This is a genomic window from Streptomyces sp. Q6 (genome assembly GCF_036967205.1).
Classification (GTDB): Bacteria; Actinomycetota; Actinomycetes; order Streptomycetales; family Streptomycetaceae; genus Streptomyces; species Streptomyces citrinus.
Genome location: NZ_CP146022.1, coordinates 520,834 through 547,778 on the forward strand (window position 1 = coordinate 520,834; position 26,945 = coordinate 547,778).

The window sequence follows — 26,945 nt, forward strand, 5'->3', positions numbered from 1 at the left end:
TGTCATGCGAATGATCGTGGAACACGATGGATCGTATGGAGTTGCAGCAGATGCGGTACGTCGTCGCCGTCGCCGAGACGGGCGGGTTCACCCGGGCCGCCGAGCGCTGCCTGGTGGTGCAGTCGGCGCTGAGCCATCAGATCGGCAAGCTGGAGAAGGAGCTCGGGGCCCGGCTGTTCGAGCGGACCAGTCGGCGGGTGCGGCTGACCCCGGCGGGCGAGGCGTTCCTGCCGGCGGCGCGGCAGGCCCTGGAAGCGGCGGAACGGGCGCGGGCCGAGGTGGCGGCGGCGACCGGCGAGATCCGGGGCCGGCTACGGCTCGGGGCGATCACGACGGTCACGGCGGTGGACGTGCCGGGCCTGATGCGCGCCTATCACGCGGCGTACCCGCAGGTGGCGATGCGACTGGTGGACGGGATGAGCGAAGCGCTGCTGCACGGGGTGCGGGAGGGGACGCTCGACGTGGCGTTCCTGGGGGTGCAGCCCTCGTTCCGGACGGACGAACCGGGGCTCGGCAGCCGGACGCTGGTGGTGGACCGGCACGTGGTGGTCACGGCCCCGGAGCATCCGCTGGCCCGCGCGGTGGCGGACGGAGCGGCCGCGATGGTGCCTCTGGAGCGGCTGGCGGACGAGTCGTTCGTGGACTTCCCGGCGGGCCTCGCGGCGCGGGCACAGACCGACGAGGCCTTCGCGGCCGCCGGTCTGCGGCGCGAGGTGGCGTTCGAGGCGAAGGGGCTCGACTTCGTGGCCGACCTGGTGCGCGGCGGTCTCGGCATCGCTCTGCTGCCGTCGCGTCTGGTGCCCCGGCTGCCGCGGCTCGCGGTGGTGCCGGTGCGGGACGGCCCGGTGCGGGAGGAGCGGATGGTGTGGAGCGCGGCCCGCTGCTCCCCCGCGGCGGCCGCTTTCCTTGCCTCGGTGGGGAGTTGAGCGCGTCACGGCAGCCAGGGCTGCACCCGGGCGGCAGATGAACGGGCTACTCGCGCGCCGTCTCCACCGCGAGGAGTGTGGCGTCGTCCTGGAGGCGGCCCCGCGCGTGGTGCAGCAGATCGGCGGCGAGCGCGGCGGTGAAGGTGGCGAGCGGGACGGGTTCCAGCTCGGCGGCGCGCTCCGCGAGCGGGTAGAAGACGCCGTCGCCGTCGCGGGCCTCGCCGGCCCCGTCCGTGTGCAGCAGCATCCGGTCCCAGGCCGTCCGGGGTATCGGCTGCGCGGCGCACCAGCCGTGGGCCAGGTCGAGCAGGCCGAGCGGCGGCGCGGGAGCGGGCACGGCGGCCGGTACGGCGCCCCCGCCGCGCAGCAGCAGTGGCGGCGGGTGCCCGCAGCAGACGAGTTCGGCGGAGCCGTCCGGGGCGACGGTGACCAGCGTGGCGGTGACGAACCGGTCGGGTTCGTCCGAGTGCGCGACGAGCGAGTGCAGGCTCACCGCGACCGCTTCCAACGACCGCTGGTGCTGGGCGAGTCGACTCCATGCCTCCAGCACGGTGTCGGCGGTGCGGGAGAGTTCGGGGCCCTTGCCCATGACGTCGCCGATGAGCAGCCGGGTCCCGAACGGGGTCGCGACCGCCCCGTGGACGTCGCCGCCCGAGCCGTCCGGGACGCCCGACGAGGACAGCCTGCGGACGCTGACGGTCAGCGTACCGACCGTCTCCGGCGACGGAGCGGCAGAGGTCGGACGGGTGCTCATGAGGGCCTTCCGAGGGGAACCGCAGGAGCGCTGCGGGGGGACGGATCGTGGCGCGACCGGCGCGATGCCCGGGAAGTGTAGTCAGCCGGACGCGGGGTGTGACGGTTTCCCCGAAGTGTGCACGCGATGCACGCGGAACCCTCGGAATCGCCGGAACGAGGGCGTAGTTTCCCACGGCTCGCGATCCGGCACCCGGTGATCAGGGGAAGCGGCGCCGAAGGTGGCCGGATCCGTCTAACGTGACGGCGCGAGAATCGCCGCAGCAGCCCGCGATCGTACGGAGTGAAGCCCCCCATGAACCGCAGTTCCGGCCGCCGCATGTCAGGTGAACTGCCCGCCGAGGCGACCAGTTTCGTCGGGCGGCGCCGCGAGCTGACGCAGTTGGCCGACATGTTGCGCCGGGCCCGCCTCGTCACGCTCACCGGGCCCGGCGGCGTCGGCAAGACGCGGACGGCGGTACGCGCGGCGCACGAGCTGCGCGACGCGTTCCCGTCCGGGGTGCATCTGGTGGAGCTGTCCGCGCTCACCGATCCGCAATTGCTCACGAACACGGTCGCCACGGCGCTCGACCTGCCGGAGCAGACCGCGCGGCCCGCCCTGGAGGTGATCGCCGACTATCTGGAGGACAAGGAGCTCCTGCTGCTGCTCGACACGTGCGAGCACCTGGTCGACGCGTGCGCGATGCTCTGCGACGAACTGCTGCGCGCCGCACCCGGGGTGCGCATCGTGGCGACGAGCAGGCAGCCGCTGGACGTGGCCGGCGAGCACGTCCTGGCGATCGGTCCGCTCAGCGTGCCCGATCCCGCGTACGGGGGTGACGGGCGGGACTGCGACGCGCTCGCCCTGTTCGCGGACCGGGCGTCGGCGGCGGTTCCCGGGTTCACGGTCGGCGACGACAACCGGGCCGATGTGCTGGCGCTGTGCCGTCGCCTCGACGGGATTCCACTCGCGATCGAACTCGCGGTCTCGCGTCTGCGGGTGCTGTCCCTGGAGGAGATGCTGACCCGGCTCGACGACCGGTTCCGGCTGCTCACCGGCGGTCGGCGCACCTCGGTGCCACGGCATCAGACACTGCGCACGGCGATCGGCTGGAGCCACGATCTGTCGACACCGGCGGAGCGGCTGCTGTGGGCCCGGCTGTCCGTCTTCGCCGGGGAGCTGAGTCTTCAGGCGGCCGAGGCGGTGTGCGCCGACCAGGACGAGTCCGGCGACGGGGGCGAGCTACCGGGCGACGACGTGCTGACCGCGCTGATCGGCCTGGTCGAGAAGTCGGTCGTGGTCCGGGTCGAGACCCCGGAGGGCACCCGCTACCGGATGCTCGACACGATCCGGGAGTTCGGTCTCGACCGGCTCGCGGCGCTCGGCGACGAGGATCGCGCCCGGCGCCGCCACCTCGCGTACTTCCTGGACGTGGCCCACTCCTTCGACGAGGAGTGGACGGGCGACTCGCAGATCCCGCTGCTGCGTGCCCTCGTCCGCGACCGGGCCAATGTGCGGGGCGCCCTGGAGTACTGCGTGGCCTCGCCCGCGCACCACTGCCGGGGCCTGGAGATGGCGACGGCCCTGTGGGGCTACTGGCACGCGTGCGGGCTGCTCACCGAGGGCCGCTACTGGCTGCGGCGCACCCTGGAGGGCTGCCGTGACGAGACGCCCGTACGCGTGAAGGCCCTTTGGCTGACGAGCTGGTACATGGACCTCCAGGGCGAACGCGGCGACAACGAGGACCTGTTGAAGGAGGCCGAGCGGATCGCCGCGCGGATCGACGACAAGTCCGGTGCCGCGTGGACGCTCGCCTTCCAGGCGCACCGCCGGTACTTCCTGGGCCGCATGGAGGACTGCGCCGCCGACTTCGAGGAGGCCCGGTCGCAGATGGCGGTCCTCGGCGACGACACAGGGCTGCGGATGCTCGGTTTCTTCGGCGGGTTCATGCTGATCCTGGCCGGTGACCACGAGAAGGGCATCGGCTGGTGCGACGACTCGCTGGCCCGGGGCGCCGCACATCCCGCCGAGCAGTGGACGCGGGGCTGGGCGCTGTGGGTCAAGAGCGTCGGCCTGTGGCTGATGGGCGATCACGAGGCGGCCGTGGAGTGCGCCCGGGAGGGCATCCGCAGCAAGGCGGTACTGCACGACCTGATGGGGCTCGCCCAGTTCGCGGAGGGTCTGGCCTGGCACGCGGCCCGGTTGCGGCACTTCGAACGGGTCGCGGTGCTCCAGGGCGCCGCGGACGCCCTGTGGCGCAGGTCGGCGAAGGAGGCCAGGTTCGGCATCCCCGTCCTGCACGCACTGCACCACGAGGCGGCGGCGCAGGCCCGTTCCGCGCTGGGCGCCGACGGGTACCACGACTCGTTCGAGGAGGGCGGCGGGCTGCCGCTGGACGTGGTGGTCGACCTGGCGCTCACCGACGACTCCTCGCTCGCCCCCGACGTCCCGCCGCAGCGCTCCGGCCCCGACGACGGACTGACGCCCCGCGAGCGCCAGGTCGCCGCACACGTGAGCGCGGGCCTGACGAACCGGGAGATCGCGGCGAAGCTCGTCGTGTCGAAGCGGACGGTCGACTCCCATGTGGAGCACATCCTCACCAAGCTCGGCTTCACCTCGCGTGCTCAGATCGCCGCCCTGCACGACAGGACCGCGGCGGACGCCCCCGTTCCGCCAGCTGAGGTGTGACGAAGCAGGTCAACACGGGACCGGTAGCCGCTAACGTGAAGCACAGGACGTGCCACCCGAGTTCGCACGGAGGTCGGATGGGCGAGGACGGTGCACAGGGTCCCGGGCCGTTGCCGCGGCTGAGGCTCGACGAACTGCTCGAAGAACTTCAGGTGCGCATCGACGCCGTGCGTGGCACCCGTAACCGCCTCCAGGGTCTTCTGGAGGCGGTCCTGTCCGTGGGACAGGAGCTGAACCTGTCGCAGGTCCTGCGCCGCATCGTGGAGGCCGCGGTGGTCCTGGTCGACGCCGAGTACGGCGCGCTCGGCGTGATCGGCGAGGACCGGCGCAAGCTGTCGCAGTTCCTGCCGGTGGGCATCAGTGACGCGCTGCGCACCGAGATCGGCGATCTGCCGTCCGGGCACGGACTGCTGGGTGAGCTGATCCGGCACCCGGAGCCGCTGCGCCTGTCCGAACTCGCGGACCATCCCGCCTCGTCGGGGTTCCCGCCGCACCACCCGCCGATGCACACCTTCGTCGGCGTCCCCATCCGGGTGCGCGACGCGGTGTTCGGCAACCTGTACCTGACGGAGAAGCGCGGTGAGGGCGACTTCGACGACGAGGACCTGGCGGTCCTCCAGACGCTGGGCGCGGCGGCCGGCGTCGCCATCGAGAACGCCCGCCTGTACGAGGAGGTGCAACTGCGGGAGCGCTGGATGCGGTTGAGCGCCGAGTTCACCGGGAGCCTGCTGTCGGGCACCGAGGAGACCCAGGTGCTGCGGATGATGGTGGAGCGGGCCCGCGAGATCGCGACCGCGGACCTCGGGGTGGTGGCGCTCGTCGTCCCGGGCCGCGACGAACTGCACGAGTCGCTGGCGCTGGGCCGCAGCGCCGCCGCGCACCACGATGTGCGGCTGCCGCGTACGGGCACGTTCGCGGGGGCCGCGCTGGCCGCGGGCGAGCTCGTCACCTCGGACGACATCCGCAAGGATCCGCGGATCACGTACCAGCCCTCCCGCTGGGACGGGCTCGGCGCCGCGGTGGCGGTCCCCATCGGCACCAGGGACGGGATGCGCGGGGTGCTGATGCTGGCGCGCCGCGCCGAGGAAACACCCTTCTCGGCGGCCGAGTTGACGCCTCTGGTCAGCTTCGCCGGGCAGGCCGCGCTCGCCCTGGAGCTGGCGGAACGGCGCCGCGACGCGGAGCAGATGAGCCTCCTGGAGGACCGCGACCGCATCGCCCGCGACCTCCACGACCTGGCGATCCAGCGGCTGTTCGCGACGGGCATGACGCTCCAGAGCGCGCAGCGGTTCGTGCAGCACCCGGAGGCCGCGGAGCGTTTGATGCGGGCGGTGGACGATCTGGACACCACCATCAAGATCATCCGGTCGACCATCTTCGGCCTGCGCGAGCGCGAGGCGCCGAAGTCCGGTGCCGGGCTGCGGGTGCGCACGGTCCGGGCGGTGGAGGAGGCGGCCCAGGTCCTCGGCTTCACGCCGGCGCTGCGCATGGAGGGCCTGATCGACGTGGACGTACCCGGCGCGGTCGCCGACGACGTGCTGGCCGTGCTCGGCGAGGCCCTGACCAACGTGGCGCGGCACGCGGCCGCGTCGTCGGTCGAAGTGGCCCTCTCGGTGCGGGACAGCGCCGTGACCCTGGCCGTCGAGGACGACGGCGTGGGCATCGCGGACGCGAAGGACGGGCACCGCAGCGGCCTCGCGAACCTGGCGGCGCGGGCCACGCGGCGCGGCGGCACCCTGACCACCACGGCCCGCGACGGCGGCGGCACGCGCCTGGAGTGGCACGTGCCCCTGACCGATCCGCCCGGTCCCGCCGAGCCCACCGCCCCGGCCGAGCAGCCTTCGGGCCCGCCCTAGCGCGGCTCGGCCGGTGGCAGTCGGCTCGCCAGGACCGCCGCCTGGATACGGCGCTCGACGCCCAGCTTGGCGAGCAGCCGCGAGATGTTGTTCTTGACCGTCTTCTCGGACAGGTAGAGCCGCTGCCCGATCTGCCGGTTGGTCAGCCCCTCCCCCACGAGCGCGAGAATCTCCCGTTCGCGTGCGGTGAGTTCGGCGATCCCGTCCCCGACGGGGGCGTCGTCGGTCGGTTCGGCGTTCTCGGGTCCGCGCAGGCTGCGCATCAGCCGCGCGGTCGTCGCGGGGTCGAGCATGGACTGCCCCGAAGCGACGGTGCGGACCGCGGAGACCAGGTCGGAGCCCTTGATCTGCTTGAGGACGTATCCGGCCGCCCCCGCCATGATCGCGTCGAGCAGCGCGTCGTCGTCGTCGAACGACGTCAGCATGAGGCAGCTCAACTCCGGCAGCAGGACGCGCAGTTCGCGACAGCAGGTGATGCCGTCGCCGTCGGGCAGACGGACGTCGAGGACGGCGACGTCGGGGCGGAGCGCGGGCCCCCGGGCGATGGCCTGCGCGGCGGTGGCCGCCTCGCCGACGACCTCCATGTCGGGTTCGGCGCCGAGGAGGTCACGCAGGCCGCGGCGGACCACTTCGTGATCGTCGAGGAGGAGGATGCGGACGGGACGGTCCGCCGAGAAGCCACGTGACTGAGACATACGTCCCCCTCGGATGTGATGGTCCCTAGATCCTGAGGCCGCCGCGAGTGATCCGCCAGGGCCGAACGGTCCCGATCGGTACGGCCGTCGGTACCGCGTGGGAGCTCATCCGGTCAGGGGCAGATCCGAGCCGTAGGGCGCGTAGAGGTCGAACAGCCGCGAGCGGGTGACGCTCAGCCGGTGGGCGAGGACCCCGCCGACCCACTGGGCGACGAAAGCGCCGAGCTCGGGGTCGGAGCCGCACATCAGCCGGACCGTGACGGCGTCGAACTCGTGGGCGCGCACCGGGGTCTCGGTCTGGGCGCCGAGCTGCCACGCGTAGGGCGGGAACATCCAGGACCAGCCGACCAGATCGCCGCGGCCGAGGGACTCGACGACGGGCGCGCGTCGGCCGGGCACCCGCAGGTCGAGAGCCACGCTGCCGCTGCGCACGACCCAGAAGCGGTCGGCGCGCGAGCCCTCCTCGAAGAGTCGGACGCCCTGCGGAAAGGTCACCTCGCGGGCGATGCGCACCAGCCTGCCGCGGTACTCCTCGGGCAGCGCCTGGCTCATGCGCGGGGCCGTGGTGATCATGGACGGCCTCCTTCCGGAGAAGGCACGACGGCGAGGGAACGTTTCCCTCCGGCGAGATCTCCCCCTGCGGGCCTCGTGGGTCGGCGTATGGCCCTGGTGGCGGTCGGGGTGCCCGCCGGTGCCGTCGTGCACTGCTTAGACCATCGCCGGTGGCGGCCGTCCGGCACAGGGGCCGAACGGCTCCGGCCAGGGGGCCTGTCGGATCCCGTCGGCGACCGCACACCCGGTCCGACGGCGGGACCTCAGGCCGGGCGCCTGCACCAGCCGGGGCCCACGCGGGCCCATTCGCGCTCCCACGCGGCGAGCCTGCCGCGACGCAGCACACGGCGCAGGACGACCAGGGCGACACCCGCGAGTGCGGCGGTGGTCACGGTCACCAGGAAGACCGCGGCGAACGTGTGCGTCCAGATGTCCCCGGTGTCCATGGGCGCCTTCGTGACGGCGCCGCGCGAGTCGAGCCAGACGGTGACGGCACTGCCCCGGTCGAGACCCGCCTGGACGGACGAACGGGCGGTGACGGGACGCCCCCCGCCGTCGGTCCAGCGGACCCGGACGGGGTAGGTCTGGTTGAGCTCCGCGCCGTTCGCCGCGGGCACGGCCGCCGGTGCGTCCTCGACGAGCCGGGCCCGTACGAAGTGGCGGTCGGCGGCCTCGACGCGGGCCTGATGGACCGCGTCGGCGTGCGCGGACCAGCCGCTCGCCGCTCCGGCGACGGGGGCCACCAGGAATCCCAGGACGCCCAGGAGCAGCGCCGCCCACGCTTCGAGCACGTCGGACCTGCGGCTCAGGGGATTCCCCCGTAAGCGCCGGCCGGGCCTGATCGTCGTCATCGCCGCCTCCCGGGACTTCGGTGTACGGCTCACGCTCGCTCCACGCGGCTGCCCGGCACAGGGGCCGAACGACCCCGGGCGCCGGGCCGGTCCGTCCCTCCCCCCGGGGGCGCTCGGGGTGGGACGGTGCTCCCCCTCGCACCCCGCGCACGCCGGGTTCCCCGGCGGGTGTACGCGTGGGCGTCGCGGAGCGTGGCACCCGTCGCGGACACACAGCTCGTCACCCCGCCGTTCGAGAGGTTCCTCATGACCAGTACGCGCGTACTGACCGTCGGCACGGACGGCTCGCCCGAGAGTCTGCACGCCGCCGACTGGGCCGCGCGCGAGGCACTGCGGCGCGGACTGCCGCTGCGGCTCGTGCACGCCGACGACGGCGGGCACCCCGCCGCGCCCGCACCCCGGGACGTGGACCTGCCGAGCCGCAGCGTCCTCGACCGGGTCGCGCTCCAACTCGCTTACAGTTACCCGCAGTTGGAGATCCTGGCGCGACGCCTTCCACCGCCCGCGATCACCGCGCTGCTCGGGGTGGCCGTGGAGTCGGAGCTCCTGGCGCTCGGTTCGCGCGGGTTCTCGGGGTACTCCGGGTTCCTCGTCGGGTCGGTCGCGCTCACGGTGACCGCGCGCTCCGTCCGCCCGGTGGTCCTGGTGCGGGCCGGCGGCCTTCCCCGGGACGAGCGGACGCCGGACGGGTCCGGGTACCGGCCCGTCGTCGTCGGCCTGGACGTGACGGAGCCCGCCGACGAACTCCTGTCGTACGCGTTCGAGGCCGCGGCCTCGCGCGGGGCTCCGCTGCACGCGCTGCACGCCTGGACGGTGCCGCCGCTGCGCGGCCGCTGGCGGGCAGCGGACTGCCCGGCGAAGCGGCGAGCCGCGAGGACGAACGCCGCAGGGCCCTGTCGGGCGCGGTACGGGCGTGGCGCGGCAAGTACCCGGAGGTGCCCGTGGTGGAGCGCCTGCTGTACGGCCAGCCGAGCCACCACCTCCTCAAGGCGTCGACGGACGCGAGCCTCACGGTCGTCGGCCGGCGCGTCGACCTGACCCGGCTCGGAGGCACGGCGCACTCGGTGGTGCATCACGTGACGAGCCCGGTGGCGGTCGTCCCGCACTCCTGAGCACCGCGGGCGACAGCGGCGTACATGGGTAGGCATGCACCGACCCGTCGCCGAGAGGGAGTCGACCGCCATGACCGCATTCCGCCCTGCCCCCGCCTGGCTGTCCGACGCCGTCTTCTACCAGATCTATCCGCAGTCGTTCGCCGACTCGGACGGCGACGGCATCGGTGACCTCGCCGGCATCGCCGACCACCTGGACCATCTGGCCTGGCTCGGCGTCGACACGGTCTGGCTCAACCCGTGCTTCGCCTCACCGTTCCGCGACGCGGGCTACGACGTGGCCGACTACCTGACGGTGGCGCCGCGCTACGGCACCGACGACGATCTCTCCAAGCTGGTGGACCTGGCCGGCCGGCGCGGCATCCGGGTGCTGCTCGACCTGGTGGCCGGGCACACCTCGGACGAGCACCCGTGGTTCCGCGCCGCGGCCGACGACCCCGCCGACCACCGCTACATCTGGGCGTCGCACGGCGTCCCCGACGGTTTCGTCGCCTCGCCCGGCACCCGCCCCGGCGGGTTCCTGCCGAACTTCTTCGCCTCGCAGCCCGCGCTCAACTTCGGCTACGCGCGCGAGAGTCCGGCCGAGCCGTGGCGGCAGCCCGTCGACGCCGAGGGCCCGCGCGCCAACCGGGAGGCGCTGCGCACCGTCATGGACCACTGGCTGCGCCGCGGCGTCGCGGGCTTCCGCGTCGACATGGCGGCGTCGCTCGTCAAGGACGATCCGGACAAGCGGGAGACGTCCGCGCTCTGGGCGGGGTTGCGCCACTGGCTGGACGGGGCCCACCCGCAGGCGGTGCTCCTGTCGGAGTGGGGCGATCCGGCGGTGTCGGTGCCCGCGGGCTTCCACGCCGACTTCTTCCTCCAGTTCGGCGGTCCGGCGAACGGGCTGGCGATGCGCTCCTTGTGGAACAACGGCGCGGGCACCCGCGACACGGCGTGGGATCCGCTGGACTGCTTCTTCGACGCGTCGGGGGCCGGTTCGCCGCGACCGTTCGTCGAGGCGTGGCGCGCGGCGCGGGCGGCGATCGGCGACGGCGGCTTCATCGCCCTGCCCACGTCGAACCACGACTTCTCGCGCCTCAACTGCGGCCCCCGCACGGCCGACCAGCTCCCGGCGGCGTTCACCTTCCAGCTCACCTGGCCGACGCTCCCGGCGATCTACTACGGCGACGAGATCGGCATGCGGTACATGCCGGGCCTGCCCGACCGGGAGGGCAGCGTCCTCGGGCCGCACTACAACCGGGCGGGTTCGCGCACCCCGATGCAGTGGGACGACAGCCCCGGCGCGGGCTTCTCCACGGCCCCCGAGGACCGTTTCTACCTGCCGCTGGACCCCGCCCCGGACCGCCCCTCGGTCGCCGCTCAGCGCGCGGACGAGGCATCGCTGCTGCATCTCGTACGCCGTCTCGTCGCCCTGCGTACCGCAAACCCCGCATTCGGCCACGACTCCCCCGTCGACGTGCTGCACGAGGGCTACCCCTTCGTCTACGTACGAGGAGACCGCTTCCTGGTGGTCGTCAACCCGGCCCGTACGCCGACGAGTTGGTCCGCGGGCGGCACGGCGGGCCTGCTGGGCGGGGTGCGGGAGGTGGAGGTGTCCGGGGTGCGGATCGCGGCCGACGGCGCCGCGGTCGAGGCGAGCGGCTTCGGACACGGCGTGTTCGAACTGGCCGGACCGGACGAGGGCGCCGACCGATGAGTACCAGCCCCGACCGGCGTCGTATGCGGTGTCGAACTCAGTGCGGAACGACCCGCTGTGAACCGCCCGCCAGGAGGCTCCCCATGTGCTCCCACCAGCCGCCGTGCCCGTCCGCCGACCGCCCCGACCACGACGCGGCCCGAACCGTCGCCGCCCACCCGGAGCAGGGCTGGAGCCTGCTGTGCAACGGCACGATCGTCTTCGACGACACCGGCGAACTGCTGCCGGGCGGCGGCGCCCACGCACCCGTACGGCCGTCCTGGGCGGCGCCCGTCGCGGCCACCGCGCTCGCGGCCTGAAAGGATCGCCCCGCTTCGACGCCCGACTCAAGATCATCAACACTGCGGGGCATGCGATACGGCGTCAACCTCCTCAACTTCGGCTCCGGCACGACCCCCCAGAGCCTCGTCCGACAGGCCACGGAAGCCCGTGACCTCGGCTTCACCTTCGCGATGATCTCGGACCACATCGCGGTGACCCCCGATGTGCACGCGGTGTACCCGGCCCCCTTCTACGACCAGTTCGTGCTCGCCGCCCATCTCGCGGGCCGGGTGCCGGGCCTCACCCTCGGCACCACGATCACCGTGATCCCCTACCGGCATCCGCTGCACACGGCCCGACTCGCCGCCAACATCGACCAGTTGACCGACGGCGGCTTCATCCTCGGCGCGGGGGTCGGCTGGTCCGCCGCCGAGTACCGCACGCTGGGCGTGCCGTTCGAGGAGCGCGGGGCGATCACCGACGAGTACCTCACCGCGATCCGGGCCGCGTGGACGCGGGATCCGTGCAGCTTCGAGGGCCGGTACGTGTCGTTCGACGCCGTGCGGACGGCGCCCGCGCCCGCGACACGGCCGCACCTGCCGGTATGGGTCGGCGGCGACTCCGCCGCGGCGCTGCGCCGAGCCGCGCGGCTCGGCGAGGCCTGGCACCCGTTCCGTCCGACGCTCACGGCCCTGCGCGAGAAGCTGCCCCGGCTCGCCGAGGAGGCGGAGCGGGCCGGCCGCCCGGTGCCGGAGTTCACGCCGCGCGTCCAACTGGCCCTGGGGTCCGCCCTGCCCGACACGGCGGACCGCCCGCTGGGCCACGGCAGCGTCGACCAGGTCCGCGCGGACGTGGCGGCCCTGGAGGAGCTCGGGGCCACGCACATCCTGTTCGACACCTATCCCGGCGATCCGGCCGCGCGGGGCACGGCCGAGGACGACCGGCGGGTGTGGGATCTCCTCAACGACAAGGTGCTCGGCCGCCGATAGAGGACAGCATCTGACCTAATTCCGGCTTAGCGTGGTCTTCACCGACGGAACAGCACCACCGAAAGGCGGAGACCATGACCACCGACGAGACGAACACCGCGCCCGCGACCCCGGCCGTCACCGGCGAGCGCGCCGACTGGCTGGAGGCGCTGGCCAAGCAGCGGCACTTCCTGCGCTTCACGACGCAGAACCTCACCGACGAGCAGGCCGGGCAGCGGACCACGGCGAGCGAGCTGTGTCTGGGCGGTCTCGTCAAGCATGTGACGTCGGTCGAGCGGGGCTGGGCGGATTTCATGGTGAAGGGCGCGTCGGCGATGCCGGACTTCACGACCCTGACGGAGGAGGACTACGCCCGGCGGGCCGACGAGTTCCGGATGCTGCCGGGCGAGACCCTGGCCGGCGTGCTGGCCGCCTACGAGGAGACGGCCCGCGCGACCGACGATCTGGTGGCCACGCTGCCCGACCTCGACACCGTGCACGAGCTGCCGAAGGCGCCGTGGTTCACCGACACGCACTGGTCGGTGCGCCGGGTGCTGATGCACATCGTCGCCGAGACCGCCCAGCACTGCGGCCACGCCGACATCATTCGTGAGTCGATCGACGGCGCCAAGACCATGGGCTGAGCACCGGCGTCCGAGAGCCGGGGTCCCGGCTCTCACCACGTCACCCACAGTGCCTGCGGGCCCCGGATGAACCCCTTGCTCTGCCAGCGGGTGTCGGCCGGGTCACCCGCGAGGCGTAGCCGGGGGAAGCGGGTGAGCAGGGCACCGAGCATGACCTCGGACTCCATGCGGGCGAGCATCGCGCCGATGCAGTGGTGCGGGCCGTGCCCGAAGGAGACGTGCGCCGTGCCGGTGCGGTCGAAGTCGATCGTCTCCGGGTCGGGGAAGGTGTCGGGGTCGCGGTTGGCCGCCAGGTAGGAGGCGTACACGGCCTCGCCCGCGCGGATCAGGACACCGCCGACCTCGACGTCCTCGGTGGCGATCCGGGGCAGTCCCACGCCGTTGCGGTGCGGGATGTGCCGCAGGAGTTCGTCGACCGCCTGCGGCAGCAACGCGGGCTCGGCGCGCAGCCGTTCGGCGAGTTCGGGCCGTGTGAGCAGCGTGTAGACCATGTTCGCGCTGTTGTTGCGGACCGCGTGGGCGCCGCTGACCAGGACGGCGGTCGCCAGGGACACCGCCTCGGCCTCGCTGAGGTCGCCGGCGTCCTGGGCGCGCGCGAGCACGGAGACCAGGTCGTCGTCCATACTGCCGGTACGGGAGGCGAGCAGCTCGACGATGTACTGCCGCATCCGCTCCTTGGCGGCCTCGCTGGACTTCGGCCCGGGGCCCGCGGACAGGATCACGTCGGGCCAGTCGGCGAGGCGGTCGCGGTCCTCGGCCGGCACGCCGAGGAGGTCGCTGACGACGGCGAGCGGGAACGGTCCGTGCAGGTGCGCGACGAGGTCGGCGGGCGGACCGGCGTCCTCCATGGCGTCGAGCAGCCCGGCCGCCGTGTGCTCGGCGAGCGGGCGCAGGCCCTTCATGGTGCGGCCGGTGAACGCCTTCGTCATCACCTTGCGCAGCCGCGTGTGCTCGGGCGGATCCGCGTAGTTGAGGCCGACGGTGGCGGCGACGCGGTGCGCCATCATCCCGTTGACCTCGCGGCCGACGAGCGCGGCCCGGCTGAAGCGCGGGTCCGAGGTCACCAGGCGCACGTCCGCGTACCGGGTGACGAGCCAGGCGTCGCGCTCCTGCCCGAACGGCATGCGCACCCGCGCCACCGGCTCCCGGCTCAGGACGTCGGCGAGCAGCGGATCGAAGGTGAGCTCGGGCAGATCGTCCAGGGCCCAGGCCCGCACGGACGGTGCGTCGCCCGGCCCTGTCGTCGCCGTCGGGTCCTCACGTACGGTGTTGTCGGTCACGCGGGCATGCCTTCCCCGGGCCCGTGCCGGAGCACGCAGGGACCGGTGCCGCGCCCCCTGATCGGACGACTGACCGGAAGACCGGGCGGACGACGCGGGACGGCCTCACGGGGCCGCGACGAAGTGCCGTCAGCACGCAAACGGAACGCAATTCTTGCGCTAATCTTGCGTTCATGACGCGCAGACTTGCACAGGTGGCGAAGAAGGTCGGAGTCAGCGAGGCCACGGTCAGCCGGGTGCTCAACAACAAGCCCGGCGTCTCGGAGGCCACCCGGCAGTCGGTCCTCACCGCGCTGGACGTGCTCGGCTACGAGCGTCCGACGCAGCTGCGCGGCGAGCGCGCCCGCCTCGTCGGTCTCGTCCTTCCCGAGCTCCAGAACCCGATCTTCCCCGCGTTCGCGGAAGTGATCGGGGGCGCGCTCGCCCAGCAGGGCCTCACGCCGGTGCTGTGCACCCAGACCAAGGGCGGCGTCTCCGAGGCGGACTACGTCGAGCTGCTGCTGCAACAGCAGGTGTCGGGTGTGGTGTTCGCGGGCGGCCTGTTCGCCCAGGCGGACGCCGAGCACGGCCACTACCAGCGGCTCGCCGAGCGCAAGGTGCCGGTGGTGCTCGTCAACGCGTCCATCGACCGGCTCGGCTTCCCGTGCGTGGCCTGCGACGACGCGGTCGCCGTCGAACAGGCGTGGCGCCACCTGGCTTCGCTCGGACACGAGCGCATCGGCCTGGTCCTCGGCCCGGAGGACCACGTGCCCTCGGGGCGCAAGCTCGCCGCGGCCCGCGCGGCGGCCCGCACGGCCGGCGGCGCCCTGCCCGACGACGCGGTGGAGCGGGCGATGTTCTCCCTGGAGGGCGGGCACGCCGCGGCCGCCCGCCTGGTGGACCGGGGCATCACCGGCATCATCTGCGCCAGCGACCCCCTCGCCCTCGGCGCCGTACGGGCCGCGCGGCGCGCCGGCCTCTCGGTCCCCCGGGACGTCTCGGTGGTCGGCTACGACGACTCGGCGTTCATGAACTGCACGGAGCCGCCCCTGACGACGGTGCGCCAGCCGATCGAGGCGATGGGCCGGGCCGCCGTCGAACTGCTCGTCGCGCAGATCCAGGGCGGCACGGTGCCACCGGGCGAACTGCTCTTCGAGCCCGAGCTGGTGGTGCGCGGCTCGACGGCGCAGGTCCCGACGGCCTCGTGACGGTTCACTTTTTGCGGTCCCGGGGCATGCGCGGACACAAGGCTCCGGCCCCACCCACCGACGTAGGGCCTCTACGACGTTCGGCCGGTCCCGTCTCTTCGCACGTATGAGCCCGGCATACGCCACAACCGGGCATTCGTTCGAGCGGAGAGCCTGGAATCGCCCCTCCCGAGGACAATGGCATATGCCAGAAGCACCACCGCATCGTGTATGGCGAAATGCCTTACGAGGCCAGGCGGCCTGTGCCAAAGTCGGTACCGGCCCGTCGTCACGGCCTCTTCGCCGTCGTCGTCACGGTCCTTCCGTCAGCCTTGGCCACCAGTGCCTGCATCGGAGTTCGTCATGCCGTCCCATGTCTTCGCGGACCGCCCCGCCGGCCAGCCGCCGGAGCGCGGCCCGGTCGACGCGTTGATCTCGCAGACGCGTCGGCTGCTCGGCGATGTCGACGCGGTGCGCCGGGAATCGGTGAGCGACGAGACCGATCCCGAGGCCCGCTGGCAGCGCGCCCTGTACGAGCTGGCGGTGCATCAACTCAGCGATCTGGACCGGCACTTGGCCCAGTTGCGCGACGGCCCCGCGACCCGCACGACGCTCCCCGAGCAGCGCCCGGTCACCGACCCGCAGCCCGGGTCGCTGCTCAGCCGCGTCGGCAGCGCCGAGTGGAACCTGCTCACGGACGAGGCGAGTTGGTCGGGAGAGCTGTACCGCATCCTCGGCCGTGACCCGTCCGCCCCCGCCCTGACCCTCGACGAGCTGCCCGCCATGGTGCACGCAGACGACCAGTCGCAGCTGACCGCGATGGTCACGGACTGCCTGATCGACGGCAAGCCGATCGACGGGGAGTTCCGTGTCGTTCGCCCCGACGACACGGTGCGCACGGTGCACATGATGGGCGAGCCCGTGCTCGACGCCGACGGTTCGACGGCCGCCATGTGGGCGGTCGTGCGTGACGTCAGCGAACTGCGGCGCAGCCAGCGCGCGGTGAGCGAGACCCGTGACTCGCTCCAGCGCCAGCGGCACATCGCGCAGACCGAGCACCGGCTCGCGGTCGAGTTGCAGGAAGCCGTGCTGCCGCCGTGGCGTGGCTCCCTGCGGCTCCCGCACGGCGGTCCCGGCGGCCTCGACGTCGCGGCCCGCCACCTCCCTTCCTCCACCGGCGCCCGGATGGGCGGCGACTGGTTCGACGCGCTGGAACTGCCCGACGGGCAGACCCTGTTGACCGTCGGCGACCTCACCGGGCACGGCGTCGCCGTCACCTCCGGCATGGCCATGCTGCTCGGCGCTGTCCGCGGCATGGCCCTGTGCGGCACGCCGCCGGCCGAGCTGCTCGGCCGCCTCGATCACCTCCTCGCCTCCTCCGCCCAGCCCGCGCTGGGCAGCGCCCTGTGCTGCCGGTACGACCCGGCGGCCCGCACGCTGGCGTGGGCGCAGGCGGGACGCCCCACCCCGCTGCTGTTCCGCGACGGGACCGGGCGTGCGCTCACGCCACCCGAGGAGACCCTGCGCGGCGGCGATGTCCTGCTGCTGCACACCGACGGGCTCGCCGCGGGGCACACCGAGCCGACCGCGGAGCGACTGCTCGCACTGGCACCGCGGTTGACCACCGCCCGGGACGCGCACGACGCTGTACGCGTGGTCATGGACGAGTTCGCCGCGGACGAGCGCGAGGACGACGCCTGCGTACTCATCGCCAGGATCGGATCCTGACGTACTGGTTCCTGTCCGGTTCCCAGGTACCTACAGCTCGTGCGTGCCTACAGCACGTACGCACCTAGGGCTCGTGGTTGCCATGGCTCGTGGTTGCCATGGCTCGTGGGTGAGGTGGTTCAGGCCTGGAGCTTCTTCCCGCTGCTCCTCGGCAGGGCCAGCTTGATCTCGTGCCGCAGGTCCTCGATCTTCGGGTAGCCCGCGTACTGACCGGTGAGCCGGTACATCTCGCGCAGCCGGTCCCAGGTGCGGTGCGAGGAGTTCGACCCCATGGACGACAGGGCCAACCGCGCGTACCGGTCCGCCTGTTCGGGGTCGTCGGCGATGAAGCACGCCGACGCCAGGGAGAGATGGTCGAAGATCTTCGACCGGTCCCGGCCACCGGCCCGCAGCGCGAGCGCCTCATGGGCGTGACGCTGTGCGATGACGGCGGCGCCCGGCTCGTGCTCGGCGAGCGTGCGGTAGGCGAGCGCCTGCATGCCGTGCATGTCCGCCTCGTCGAACATCTGCATCCAGCTCGGCGGTGGCACGTCGCCCTTGTCCGAGACGAAGAGGTCCTCCGCCTCGCCGAGCGTGCGGCGCATCGCCTGCCCCTTGCCCATGGACGCCTGTGCCCAGGCCTCGATGGTGTAGAGCATCGCCCGGGTCCGGGGCAGTACCTCGTCCCCGGAACCGGACTTGGCGAGCTTCATCAGGTCGAGTGCGTCGTCGGGCCGGCCGAGGTGCACCATCTGACGGGCGGCCCGCGAGAGGGCCTCCCCGGCGCGCGGCCGGTCGCCGCCCTCACGTGCGGCATGAGCGGCGATGACGAAATACTTCTGGGCCGTGGGCTCCAGGCCGACGTCGTGCGACATCCAGCCCGCGAGGACGGCGAGATTGGCGGCGACGCCCCACAGGCGCCGCTGGAGATGGTCGGGGTGTCGGTAGGAGAGCATCCCACCGACCTCGTTGAGCTGGCCCACGACTGCCTTGCGCTGCAGCCCGCCGCCGCGGGACGCGTCCCAGGCCCGGAAGACCTCGACCGAACGCTCCAGTTCCTCGATCTCCTGCGACCCGATGGGGGCGGCCTCGTAGCGGTCGAACCCAGCGGGGTCGGCGTGCAGGGGATCGTCGGTCCTGGGAGCGTCGGCCGCGAGGGCCGGGTCGGTGTGCAGCCAGTCGTGCATGGCGCTGCTGAGTGCGGAACCCGCGGCGAGCGCGGCACCCGCGCCCACCAAGCCGCGTCGGTTGAGCATGAGGTCCATTCCCGTGAATTCGGTGAGGACCGCAGCTGTCCGCTCGGGCGCCCACGGCACTCCGTCGGGACCCTGAGGTTCCAGGCTCCCGCCGCCCTGCCGCTTCCCCGCGCGCCCGTGTCGGACAAGACCGAGATCCTCGATGGTCACGACACGGCCGAGTCGCTCGGTGAACAGAGCCGCCAGCACCCGAGGCACCGGATCGCGCGGGATCTCTCCCATGTCGATCCAACGCCGTACCCGCGAGGTGTCGGTCGCCAGCTGTGCGTGGCCCATGGCCGCCGCCTGCCGGTTGACGAGTCGCGCGAGCTCCCCCTTGGACCAGCCGGCCAGGCCGAACAGGTCGTTCAGGCGGGTGTTGGGTTGTCCGTTCACGTAAGCCCCCAGGTTCTCGGCTGAAGTTGACAGTAGCCCTCTGTCAGTTGCTGAGCGACTATTCGCCAGGGTTCGCCAGGGTGCGCCAGCTGTTGTGCCCGTGGCCCTCGGGTGTCAGGTAGGAATGCGCCACCCCGACCCGGTCGCCGCAGGGGCATTCCCCAGGGTGTTACCGAATCGGCCGGGCCGGGCGGCGCGTGCAACTCGTCGGCACACGAAGGGATCTGTACCGCCCATGTACACAGCATCGTCCTCCGTGTCCGCCCCGCCCCGGCCGCTGCGACCCGCTCGTCCGACGGTCGGCGGCGGCCCGTACCTCGACCCCGCGCGGACCGCCTCCCCGGCGCTCGGTGGCGTCGGCAGGACTCGGCGTGTGCCGGGGCTCGGCACGCAACCGCTCAGCGGGAGACTCGACTTGTCCGGCCCTCAGGGCGCCCAGCTGCGTACGGCGATCGCGTCGGTGCACCGGATCTGCCCGGAGTTCCATCCGGTGCAGGTGCTGCGCCGCAGCCCTCGCTCCGTACTCCTCGTCGGCACGACAGGACGCAGCACCGCCGTCGCCAAGTGTTTACTGGACCACTCCCCGGTGTGGGCGGAGCGGATCCGGCACGAGATAGCCGCATACCGTTCGTTCGTCCGGCACCGGCCGCCGGTGCGGGTCCCGCGTCTGATCGCGGCCGACCCGGACAACGGCACGCTGGTGATCGAGCGGATGCCCGGTCGGGTGGCGGCCCTGCAGCGCCACCCGGCCGAGGCACCGCCGCGAGCGGATGTGCGCGCCGCGCTCGGCGCGATCTGCCGGCTCAACCAGTGGCGGCCCCCGGCGGGCACCTTCGACGCGCCGCTGGACTACGCGGAGCGGATCAACCGGTTCCATGATCTGGGTCTGTTGACCGACCGCGACATGGGAGACCTTCAGAAGCTGCTGCACGGCATCGCGCACGCGTCGGGCCGTGGCGGCATGGGCCAGTTCTGCCACGGCGACGCCCTCCTGTCCAATGTGCTGCTCTCCCCGGCCGGTCCAGTGCTGGTGGACTGGGAGCACGCGGGCTGGTACCTGCCGGGCTACGACCTGGCGACCTTGTGGGCCGTGCTCGGCGACGCCCCGGTGGCGCGCCGTCAGATCAGCCAGCTCGCGCAGTCCGGTGGACCGGCGTCGCGTGACGCGTTCCTGGTCAACCTGATGCTCGTACTGACGCGGGAGATCCGTACGTACGAGACCGCCGTGCAGCGTTCGATGCACGAGCAGACCCCGGCGGCACCGAGTCAGGCCCACCCCGGTGCTGCGCCGTCCGGCGAGGAGCAGCGGCTGTTGCTGCGCCGCCTGCACGACGACTGCAACATGGCCAGGAAGGCGGTGCGTGCGGCAGTCGGCACTCGCTGACGGGGACGACGATCCGCGGTGCGCCCGGGAGGAAGACGGCGCGCCGCGGATCTTCGCTGTGCCGATGTTTTCCGGTCGCCCACCCACCCCTTATTGGTCTACTCCACTGACGCGCCGCAGGCGGTCGCCCCATCGGGGCGAAAACGCCCGCGGACCGTGCCTGACATGGGAAATCCCTTGCACGGCGGATGATTGACGGATCGTCGGCGAGCCGATACCACTGACGCACGATCGGCCCGCACGCACCGCGCAGCATCTCGACACCCGTCGTTCCCAGGAGGCACCGTTGCATCGGTCCACCCGTTCTCTCTCCGGCAGACGTCCCCGTACGGGTGCGCGTGCCGCCGGCACGCTCGCGACGGCGGCGCTGCTCCTTCCTCTGCTCGGCGCGGCCCCGCCGCAGACCGAGTCCACCGCGCCGTCGGCCCGGTTGCAGGGTGCGTTCGCGTCGGCCGCGGCCGAGTACCAGGTACCGCAGAGTGTGCTTCTCGGCGTCTCGTACCTTCAGTCGCGGTGGGACGCGCACGGGGGCGCGCCGAGTGTCACCGGCGGCTACGGCCCCATGCACCTCACGGACGCGCGCACCGCCCTCGCGGACACCGTGGTGCACGATCACGCCGAAGGTGACGCCCGCGGCGACGACTCGCGCGCGCCGCTGAAGGCGACCGAAGCGGACGTGCCCACGGACGCCCAACTCCCGGCCCGGCTGAAGACGTTGGTGCGGGCGGCCGAGCTGACCGGGATCCCCGCCGACGAGCTGCGCAGCGACCCGGCGGCGAACCTGCGCGGTGGCGCGGCCCTGCTCGCCGCCGCGCAGAAGCAGCTCGGCGCACCGCTGAGCGAGGACCCCGCCGACTGGTACGGCGCGGTCGCGACGTTCTCCGGCGCGGACGACTCGGCGACCGCGGCGACGTACGCCAACGACGTGTTCGCGGTGATCCGCGACGGCGAACAGCGCACCACGGACGCGGGCCAGCAGGTGACGCTCGCCGCCGACTCCGCCGCGCGGCCCCAGGCGTCGCAGGTCGAGGCGATGGGACTGCGCAAGGCGGACGCCTCGCAGACCGAGTGCCCGCCGACCGTGTCCTGCGAGTGGATCCCGGCGCCGTACGAGGAGTTCGGCGACGGCGACTACGGCAATCACGACCTCGCGGACCGTCCCCACGACCAGAGCATCGGCTACATCGTCATCCATGACACGGAGGCGACGTGGGAGCAGACGCTGAAGCTGGTGCAGGACAAGACGTATCTGGCCTGGCACTACTCGCTGCGCTCGACGGACGGGCACATCGTGCAGTCCATCAAGGCGAAGGACGTCGGCTGGCACGCGGGCAACTGGTACGTGAACGCGAAGTCGATCGGCCTGGAGCACGAGGGTTTCCTCGCGCAGCCCGACTCCTGGTACACGGAGGAGATGTACCGCTCGTCGTCGCGCCTGGTGAAGTACCTGTCGAAGAAGTACGACATCCCGCTGGACCGCCAGCACATCCTCGGCCATGACACGGTGCCGGGGCCGACGACGGCGAACATCAAGTCGATGCACACGGACCCGGGCCCGTACTGGGACTGGGCGCACTACTTCGCGCTGATGGGCAAGTCGTTCCACCGCACGGCGGGTCCCGACAGCCAGGTCGTCACCATCAACCCCGAGTTCGCCTCCAACCAGCCGGTGTTCACGGGCTGCGTGAAGGCGGGCCAGGTGTGCGCGCCGCACGGTTCGAGCGCGGTGCGCGTCTACACGGAGCCGCGCGAGGACGCCCCGCTCGTCAAGGACATCGGTCTGCGTCCGGGCGGCCAGGCCTCGACGATCGACGTCAACGACATGGCGTCGCGGGTGTCGACGGGCCAGCAGTACGCGGTCGCCGACCGCGAGGGCGACTGGACGGCGATCTGGTACCTCGGCCAGAAGGCGTGGTTCAAGAACCCGGCGGAGCAGCCGACTGCCGTGGAGACCAAGGGACTTGTGGTCACACCGAAGGAGGGCGCGTCGGACGTCCCGGTGTACGGCAGGGCCTACCCGGAGGCCTCCGCCTATCCGGCGGGTATGACACCGCAGGCGATCTCACCGCTGCCGTACAAGCTCCTCGCGGGGCAGCGGTACGTGGTCGGCGGGCGGACGACGGGCGAGTACTTCTACTCGCCGACGTTCGACACGACGTCGCACCGGGTGGTCAAGGGCAAGGACGTGTACTACGAGATCCAGTTCGGGCACCGCGTCGCGTACGTACGGGCCGCCGACGTCCAGGTGACGCCGTCCTCGGCCTCGTGATCGCTCGGTAGCAGTCCGGCACGGAGCAGAAGGAGTACGTGCAGGGCCCGGGACCGCGTGGTGGCGGTGCCGGGCCCGACGCGCGTGAGGGGTTCGCTCAGCCCTGCTGGAAGAGCTCCGCGGGGAGCGGCTTCAGGAGCGCGTACAGGTCGTCGGTGATCGGCCGGTCCCAGGACGCGATGGTCACCAGGACGTTGTCGCTGCGGTCGAACTGCACGCAGGAGATGCGCGTCTCGGAGAGCTTGAGACGGCGGACGATGAGGAGGTTGTCGCCCTGCATGACGGGGACGTCCTCGACGTCGGTGACGGTGACCTCCTCGTCGTTCTCCAGCGCGATCAGGAGCTGGGCGACCTCGAAGGGGATCTCGCCCTCGGCGACCTCGCGGGCCGGGGAGCCCTCGGGCAGGTTGCCGATGATCATCGCGGGGCCGCGGCCGCCGAACAGGTCGTAGCGCAGGAACACGCCCTGGCAGGTTCCGTCGGGGGCGGGCAGCAGGCCCGCGCCGAGGTTGCCCGGCCAGTCACCCGGGTCCATGGCCAGGACGTCGAAGTCGGGGCCCGCGGGGGTCGCAGCGCGGCGGCGGAGGAAGGACATGCCCTCCATCGTACGTCGACATGGAGGGGTCACCGGCCCCGGGTCCGGGGCCGCGGCCGGTCGGATCCCGGGCCCGGCCCCCGGCGTCGGGCCGGTGAGCGGGGCGGCGGCGCCCGGTACGCGCCTCGGGGCCACCGGGCCGGAAACGGGGGCGGCGGTCCGGGGCGGTGGGCGGCCCGTCTGCTCCGCGTGGGGCGTGCGGCGGTCGTGCGCGCCGAACCTCGCCGTGCAGGTCAGCAGGGGTGCGGCACGGGATCTCAGTGCGGTGGTTCGTCCGCCGCGCTCCCGAGGGCGACGGGCAGGCCCGCCGGGTCCGTGCCGACCTTGCGGTAGACCGCCGAGAGGAGCCGCACCACGGTGGCCTCCTCCAGGTGCAGCTCGCTGCCGATCTCGGCGGGGCACAGGCCGCGTACGGCGCCCGCCGCCGCGGCCCGTTCCCGCGCGGTGAGGGTGTCGGTGGCGGCGCCGTGCAGCGGGCGCGGGCGCAGACCGGCGGCGGCCAGTTCGTCGCGGGCCCGCTCGACGAGGCCGTCGGCGCCGCAGGCCACGGCCGTGTCGAGGCCGCGGTAGAGCTGGTCGGCGGCGTCCTTGGCATGTCCGGTGCGGCGGAGCTCGGCGCCGAGGGCGACGAGCGAGCAGGCCAGTTCGTAGCCGGCCGGTGAGCGTTCGAGGTGGGCGACGGACTCCTCCAGGAGTTTGACGCGGCCCGCGCCGGAGGTGACGTCGGCGGCGGCGCGCAGGGCCTGGCCGATCGTGGACGGCGCACCGAAGTGCCGGGCCCGTTCGACGGCGTCGAGGGCGGTGGCCAGGGCGCGCTCCGGGGCGTCGGGGGCTTCGGCGCGGGCAAGGTGGAGCTGCCAGGGGCACCAGGCGGGGTTGCGCATGCCGCGCGGGTCGAGCCTGCGCCCGGCGGCGGCGAGCTCGGCGGCGGCCTCCTTGGTGCGGCCGAGCGCGAGGAGCAGCTCGCCGTACACGGTCTGGGAGTCGGGGAAGACGACCGCCGAGGGGAACGGCGGCCCGAAGGCGTACGACTCGGCGACCGTGCCCGCCTCGGTGACGCGGCCGCGTGCGAGGAGGACCTGGACGAGGATGCCGACGGCGTACCAGTGGGCGGGGGTGCCGGGCCCGACGCGCTCGGCGAGGCGCAGCCCCGCGCGCACGAAGTCCTCGGCCTCGGCGAGACGGCCGCGCCGGTAGCGGACGTAGGCGAGCAGGGTGTACGCGAAGGACAGGTGGGCGCCGTGCCAGCCGGCGTGCTCGAAGTCGGCGATGCCCTCGACGAAGAGTTCCTCGGTGCGGCCCGGCCGGTCGGCGTACATGTACGAGAGGGCGACCAGGACGGGCACCTCGAAGCCGCGGTCCTCGTCGGCGGCCCAGCGCAGGCCGCCGGACAGGGCGCGCTCGGCGTGGTGGATCACGGTGTCGACGGGTTCCCCGCGCAGGGTCGCGTCCCAGGTGCGCAGGCCGATGATGTAGCGCTCGGTGAGGTCGCGGCCGGTGAGCCGGTCGGCGAGCTTCGCGAGGCGCCGGGAACGGGCCGGGGAGTCGGGTTCGTCGGCGCGGAAGGCGTCCCACATGAACTGTTCGGCCTGCATGCGCAGCCGTACGCGGGCGTCGACGGTGACCGGGATCTCGCGCGCGAGGGTCTCGGACGCCTCCACCAGCCGGTCGCTGTGGGCGAGGACCTGGGAGAGGCGGTAGACGATGCCGTGGCGCAGCGCGGGGTCGGTGATGGGTTCTTCCAGGGCGGCGCGGAGGTGGTTGACGGTGGTGGCGGGCTCGGTGAGCAGGGAGGCGCTGCCGAGTTCGTAGAGGACGACGGCGCGGTCGTCGAAGGGCGGGGGTTCGCGCAGCGCGCGGGCGAGGTAGCGGCGCGCGGCCTCGGGGGCTCCGGCGCGGACGGTCTCGCGGGCGGCGGAGCGCAGTTGCTGCACGACCCACGGGTCGCCGTCGGGGTGGGTCTCCAGGAGGTGGCGGGCGGCGGCGGACGGGCCGAGGCCCGCGTTGACGACGGTCCAGGCGGCCTGGCCGTGCAGGGCGACACGGACGCCGGGCGGGATGGCGCGGTAGACGGCGGTGGCGATCAGCGGGTGGACGAATTCGAGGGTGTCCACGCCGGTGAGGATGCGGGCGTTGCGCAACCGGTCGGTGGCGTCGGCGGCCTCCTCGGCGCCCAGCCCGGCGACGGCCGCGGCGAGTTCGGGGGAGATCTCGGTGCCGAGGACGGCGCAGGCCCAGGCGTGGCGGACGGTGGAGGCGCCCAGGCGTTCGAGGATGGCGACGAGTCCGCTGCCCTTGGCCGCGGAGGCGAGGTCGCGCAGCAGATGGGCGCCGTTCTCGGTCGGGGTCAGGCCCCGGTCGCGGACCTTCGCGGTCAGCTCGACCGCCTCGAAGGGGTTGCCCGCGGTGACGGCCCAGCACTCGCGGCAGAACGCGTCGTCGGCGTGGGCGCCGAGCGACTCGCGGACCAGGCGGGCGATGGCGGGGGCGCTGAGTGGTGCGAGGCCGAGGGCGCGGCGGCCGGAGCGACCCGGCAGACCGCGCAACGCCTCGGCGTGGCCGGGGAGTTCCTCGGGGCGGTACGCGACGACGAGCAGCAGCGGCAGTTCCTCGGCGCGGGGCGCGAACGCGGCGAGCCAGCTCAGCGACTCGGGGTCGGCCCAGTGCGCGTCGTCGAGGACGAGGACCATGGGGGCGCGCTGGACGGCGAGGTGGGTGAGCACCCAGTCGAGGCCGTCGCGCAGGCCCTGGGGGTCGGGCGGCGCTCCGTCGGACGGGGCGCACAGGCCGAGGGCGGGGCCGACGATGGCGTACCAACCGCCCAGCCTGGAGCGGAGTTCGGTGTCGGACAGGCCGGCGAGCTGGGGCTGGACGAGCTGGCGTGCGACGTGGAAGGCGACGCCCTGCTCCTGTTCGCCGCCGCGCGCGTACAGGACGGTGCAGCCCTTGGCGGCGGCCCTGCGGCGCACTTCGGTGAGCAGGGTCGTCTTGCCGAGGCCGGCCGGGGCGGCGACGGCGAGCAGCGCGCCGTGCGGGCGGTCGGGCGGGTCGACGCCGGCCGCGCGCAACCCGGTGAGCTCGCTCAGCGCCTCCTCGACGGCGACGAGTTCACTTTCACGTTCGAACAACAGTGTCTGCCGGTCCCGGCCACCGTGCTGCACCATGGCGCACCCCCTGCCGCGGTGGTGCGCCCGGCGCGGGGAGCCGGTGCGTACCGCGGGTTCCAGGTCATTCAGCGTACGCCGACGCGACCCTACCGGGGGGTCATGTCGCTTTCTCGGTACGGGAGTTGTGGCGCTCGTGGTGACGGGCGACCCGGGCCCGGTTGCCGCAGGAGGGTTTGCACCACTCCTGGCGCGGGTGCTCCTTGAGGAAGTAGCGCACACAGCGCGGGGCGTGGCAGGCGCGCAGGCGGTGGCGGTCGTCGCCGGTCAGGAAGCCGATCGCGGCGCGGGCCAGGACCGCGACGAGCAGGTCGGCGTCGGAGGTCGTTCCGACGGCACCGTCCCGGGCGACGGGCGCCGGATCGCCGTCGGCCCAGTCGAGCACGGGCACGGCGGGCACCAGCGCGGCCGCCGCGTTCAGCCGGGCCAGGGCCTCGGGCACGGGCAGCAGGCGGCGCGCGTCGGCCGGGCTCGGCTCCCCGGGCGGACGGCGCGGGCGAACAGGGCGCGGACGGCGGCGCGGACCGCGCGCACCCGCTCCAACAGGGCGTCGTCGGCCGTGAAGGCCGCGTCGACGGTCAGCGCGTCGGCGTGCGCGCGCACCCAGGCGGTCAGTCCGTGCGGGGTGAGGAGGTCGTCGGCGACGCCCCCACTGCCGTCGTGGCGCAGGGTGAGCGCCATGTCGAGGACGAGGCGGGTGCCGTGCGGGCCGGTGCTGATGTCACGCATACCCCTGATGATAGGCGATGCTAATGATAGGTTCA

The 26,945-nt window shown here is 73.1% G+C and carries 20 protein-coding genes and 2 pseudogenes; 13 read left to right on the forward strand and 9 right to left on the reverse strand.

The features are described 5' to 3' along the window. Positions 1-35 precede the first annotated feature (35 nt). Positions 36-926 carry a LysR family transcriptional regulator gene (locus V2W30_RS02615; RefSeq protein WP_338693294.1) on the forward strand — a complete coding sequence of 297 codons (891 nt, stop codon included), beginning with the start codon at positions 36-38 and terminating at the stop codon, positions 924-926. 46 nt (positions 927-972) lie between these two features. On the opposite strand, the gene V2W30_RS02620 is transcribed toward V2W30_RS02615, so the two are convergent. After that, positions 973-1,680 carry a PP2C family protein-serine/threonine phosphatase gene (locus V2W30_RS02620; protein WP_338693296.1) on the reverse strand — a complete coding sequence of 236 codons (708 nt, stop codon included), beginning with the start codon at positions 1,678-1,680 and terminating at the stop codon, positions 973-975. A gap of 294 nt (positions 1,681-1,974) precedes the next feature. Between V2W30_RS02620 and V2W30_RS02625 the strand changes: the two genes are divergently transcribed. Together V2W30_RS02625 and V2W30_RS02630 are read left to right on the forward strand one after the other, a co-directional pair. Beyond that, positions 1,975-4,347 (forward strand): ATP-binding protein, encoded by a 2,373-nt coding sequence (locus tag V2W30_RS02625; RefSeq protein ID WP_338693298.1) that lies wholly within the window; start codon positions 1,975-1,977, stop codon positions 4,345-4,347. A gap of 77 nt (positions 4,348-4,424) precedes the next feature. Further along, positions 4,425-6,203, forward strand: a complete 1,779-nt coding sequence (locus tag V2W30_RS02630; protein ID WP_338693300.1) for a GAF domain-containing protein — start codon at positions 4,425-4,427, stop codon at positions 6,201-6,203. On the opposite strand, the gene V2W30_RS02635 is transcribed toward V2W30_RS02630, so the two are convergent. The 3 genes from V2W30_RS02635 to V2W30_RS02645 all read right to left on the reverse strand — a co-directional run bounded on the left by V2W30_RS02635 (position 6,200) and on the right by V2W30_RS02645 (position 8,334). Then, positions 6,200-6,898: a response regulator transcription factor gene (locus tag V2W30_RS02635; RefSeq protein WP_338693302.1), complete on the reverse strand. Its 699-nt coding sequence runs from the start codon at positions 6,896-6,898 to the stop codon at positions 6,200-6,202. The two genes, V2W30_RS02630 and V2W30_RS02635, sit on opposite strands and share 4 nt — an antisense overlap. 105 nt (positions 6,899-7,003) lie before the next feature. Further along, a complete protein-coding gene (locus V2W30_RS02640; RefSeq protein ID WP_338693303.1) occupies positions 7,004-7,471 on the reverse strand; it encodes a cyclic nucleotide-binding domain-containing protein in 468 nt (155 codons plus the stop codon). A gap of 242 nt (positions 7,472-7,713) precedes the next feature. Beyond that, a complete protein-coding gene (locus tag V2W30_RS02645; RefSeq protein ID WP_338693304.1) occupies positions 7,714-8,334 on the reverse strand; it encodes an Rv1733c family protein in 621 nt (206 codons plus the stop codon). A gap of 213 nt (positions 8,335-8,547) precedes the next feature. On the opposite strand from V2W30_RS02645, the pseudogene V2W30_RS02650 reads away from it, so the two are divergent. From V2W30_RS02650 to V2W30_RS02675, 6 genes and pseudogenes are all read left to right on the forward strand, one after another. After that, positions 8,548-9,063, forward strand: a pseudogene (locus tag V2W30_RS02650) (universal stress protein); the annotation flags it as partial. 131 nt (positions 9,064-9,194) lie between these two features. Further along, positions 9,195-9,413, forward strand: a complete 219-nt coding sequence (locus tag V2W30_RS02655) for a universal stress protein (protein ID WP_338703447.1) — start codon at positions 9,195-9,197, stop codon at positions 9,411-9,413. A 70-nt stretch (positions 9,414-9,483) separates the two neighbouring features. Continuing rightward, positions 9,484-11,112 (forward strand): alpha-amylase family glycosyl hydrolase, encoded by a 1,629-nt coding sequence (locus V2W30_RS02660; RefSeq protein ID WP_338693305.1) that lies wholly within the window; start codon positions 9,484-9,486, stop codon positions 11,110-11,112. 83 nt (positions 11,113-11,195) lie between these two features. Further along, positions 11,196-11,411 (forward strand): DUF5999 family protein, encoded by a 216-nt coding sequence (locus V2W30_RS02665; protein WP_338693308.1) that lies wholly within the window; start codon positions 11,196-11,198, stop codon positions 11,409-11,411. Between the two features lie 51 nt (positions 11,412-11,462). After that, positions 11,463-12,362, forward strand: a complete 900-nt coding sequence (locus tag V2W30_RS02670; RefSeq protein WP_338693310.1) for a TIGR03619 family F420-dependent LLM class oxidoreductase — start codon at positions 11,463-11,465, stop codon at positions 12,360-12,362. Between the two features lie 74 nt (positions 12,363-12,436). Further along, on the forward strand, positions 12,437-12,985 hold the full coding sequence (locus V2W30_RS02675; protein WP_338693312.1) for a DinB family protein: 549 nt from the start codon (positions 12,437-12,439) through the stop codon (positions 12,983-12,985). Between the two features lie 32 nt (positions 12,986-13,017). Here the strand turns inward: V2W30_RS02675 and V2W30_RS02680 are convergent, their stop codons facing one another. Continuing rightward, the gene (locus tag V2W30_RS02680; protein WP_338693314.1) at positions 13,018-14,265 is read right to left on the reverse strand and encodes a cytochrome P450; all 1,248 of its coding nucleotides are present in this window, start codon (positions 14,263-14,265) and stop codon (positions 13,018-13,020) included. A 173-nt stretch (positions 14,266-14,438) separates the two neighbouring features. Here V2W30_RS02680 and V2W30_RS02685 point away from each other — a divergent pair, with 173 nt between their 5' ends. Next, positions 14,439-15,452 carry a LacI family DNA-binding transcriptional regulator gene (locus tag V2W30_RS02685; protein WP_338693316.1) on the forward strand — a complete coding sequence of 338 codons (1,014 nt, stop codon included), beginning with the start codon at positions 14,439-14,441 and terminating at the stop codon, positions 15,450-15,452. Positions 15,453-15,794: 342 nt separating this feature from the next. Further along, positions 15,795-17,159 (forward strand): PP2C family protein-serine/threonine phosphatase, encoded by a 1,365-nt coding sequence (locus V2W30_RS02690; RefSeq protein ID WP_338693318.1) that lies wholly within the window; start codon positions 15,795-15,797, stop codon positions 17,157-17,159. Between the two features lie 119 nt (positions 17,160-17,278). Here V2W30_RS02690 and V2W30_RS02695 read toward each other — a convergent pair whose 3' ends face one another. Further along, entirely contained in the window at positions 17,279-18,769 is a 1,491-nt protein-coding gene (locus V2W30_RS02695) for a hypothetical protein (RefSeq protein ID WP_338693320.1), read from the reverse strand. 235 nt (positions 18,770-19,004) lie between these two features. On the opposite strand from V2W30_RS02695, the gene V2W30_RS02700 reads away from it, so the two are divergent. Both V2W30_RS02700 and V2W30_RS02705 read left to right on the forward strand, forming a co-directional pair. Next, on the forward strand, positions 19,005-20,153 hold the full coding sequence (locus V2W30_RS02700) for an aminoglycoside phosphotransferase family protein (protein ID WP_338693322.1): 1,149 nt from the start codon (positions 19,005-19,007) through the stop codon (positions 20,151-20,153). Positions 20,154-20,439: 286 nt separating this feature from the next. Beyond that, complete coding sequence (locus V2W30_RS02705) at positions 20,440-22,422, forward strand: N-acetylmuramoyl-L-alanine amidase (RefSeq protein ID WP_338693324.1); 1,983 nt, start codon at positions 20,440-20,442, stop codon at positions 22,420-22,422. A gap of 97 nt (positions 22,423-22,519) precedes the next feature. On the opposite strand, the gene V2W30_RS02710 is transcribed toward V2W30_RS02705, so the two are convergent. The 3 genes and pseudogenes from V2W30_RS02710 to V2W30_RS02720 all read right to left on the reverse strand — a co-directional run bounded on the left by V2W30_RS02710 (position 22,520) and on the right by V2W30_RS02720 (position 26,910). Beyond that, entirely contained in the window at positions 22,520-23,017 is a 498-nt protein-coding gene (locus tag V2W30_RS02710; RefSeq protein WP_338693326.1) for a hypothetical protein, read from the reverse strand. A 257-nt stretch (positions 23,018-23,274) separates the two neighbouring features. Next, positions 23,275-26,181 carry an ATP-binding protein gene (locus V2W30_RS02715; RefSeq protein ID WP_338693328.1) on the reverse strand — a complete coding sequence of 969 codons (2,907 nt, stop codon included), beginning with the start codon at positions 26,179-26,181 and terminating at the stop codon, positions 23,275-23,277. Between the two features lie 100 nt (positions 26,182-26,281). Further along, positions 26,282-26,910 (reverse strand): annotated as a pseudogene (locus tag V2W30_RS02720) (CGNR zinc finger domain-containing protein). Between the last annotated feature and the right edge of the window lie 35 nt (positions 26,911-26,945).